The organism is Mycobacterium sp. UM_WGJ (assembly GCF_000455125.1).
In the GTDB taxonomy this organism is placed as follows: domain Bacteria; phylum Actinomycetota; class Actinomycetes; order Mycobacteriales; family Mycobacteriaceae; genus Mycobacterium.
Genome location: NZ_AUWR01000108.1, coordinates 1 through 1,399 on the forward strand (window position 1 = coordinate 1; position 1,399 = coordinate 1,399).

1 protein-coding gene is annotated in these 1,399 nt (G+C 63.7%); it reads left to right on the forward strand.

Annotation, left to right across the window (positions count from 1 at the left end):
- The first annotated feature begins 116 nt into the window (after positions 1-116).
- Complete coding sequence (locus N416_RS0121055) at positions 117-1,349, forward strand: IS256 family transposase (protein WP_036458917.1); 1,233 nt, start codon at positions 117-119, stop codon at positions 1,347-1,349.
- The last annotated feature ends 50 nt before the right edge of the window (positions 1,350-1,399 follow it).

Here is a 1,399-nt window from a genome sequence, read left to right on the forward strand (position 1 = left end):
GGGCGTGTCTCATTGACTGTGTAAGTGGTTTGGCCTGAATGGTGGTGGCAGGCTGCTACCACCGGACAGGAGAGATCATCTTGCCGACCTCTGATTCGAACGCCGCTGCCGAAAAGCTGTCGAAGTTGTTGCCCCCGGCAGCCGTGGATGCGCTGCTGGCTGACGCCGAAGCCTCTGGAACGCCGATTGATGGCCCCGACGGGCTGCTGGCCGCTATCACCAAATCCGTGCTGGAACGGGCCCTAGACGTCGAGATCGCCGATCACCTGGGCTACGAGGCCGGCGACCCAGCCGGTGCTGGATCAGGCAATTCCCGCAACGGCCACGGCCGCAAAACCGTGCTGACCACCGCCGGCCCGGTCGAGCTGGAGGTTCCCCGGGACCGCAACGGCAGCTTCGAGCCGGTGATCGTGCCTAAACGCAAACGCCGCCTTGGTGGCGTCGAGGACATGATCTTGTCGCTGTACGCCCGGGGCATGTCCACCCGCGACATCACTGAGCATCTGGCTGAGGTCTACGGCGCCAGCGTCTCGGCGGCCACGATTTCGCGGGTCACCGACGTGGTCGTCGATGAGATCGCGGCCTGGCAGGCCCGCCCGGTCGATCCGGTCTATCCGATCCTGTATATCGATGCGATCCGCATCAAGATCCGTGACGGCGGCGTGGTCGCCAACAAGGCCGCCCACGTGGTGATCGGCGTCGACGTCGACGGGATCAAGCAGGTCCTGGGGATCTGGATCCAGCAGAGCGAAGGCGCCAAATTCTGGCACGGGGTGCTCACCGAGCTGCGCAACCGCGGGTGCCGCGATGTGCTGTTCGTCTGCTGCGACGGCCTGACAGGGCTGCCCGAATCGATCACCGCGGTCTGGCCCCAAGCCATCGTGCAAACCTGCGTGGTGCATCTGCTGCGGGCATCGATGCGCTACGCCTCCTACACCGACCGCCGCAAGATGGCTGCCGCGATGCGACCGATCTACACCGCTGCCACCGAAGACGCCGCCAAGCTGGCCCTGGAGGACTTCCGCGCCCAGTGGGGCACCAAATCCCCCGGAGCACTCGCGGTCTGGGACCGTGCCTGGGCCGAGTTCACCCCGTTCCTGGCGTTCCCGGTCGAGATCCGCAAGATCATCTACACCACCAACGCCATCGAATCGCTGAACTACCAGCTGCGCAAAGTCACCAAAGCCCGCGGCTCGTTCCCCTCTGATACCGCCGCTATGAAACTGCTGTATCTGGCCATCCGCAACATCAACCAGAAACGAGGATCAACCACCGGAACCGCTACCTGGGGCTGGACCCACGCCCTCAACGCCTTTGCGATCCAATTTCCCGAACGACTCCCGCTCTAACTCAACCATCAATGGCCACAACCACTTACACAGTTATCTTGACAAGCCCC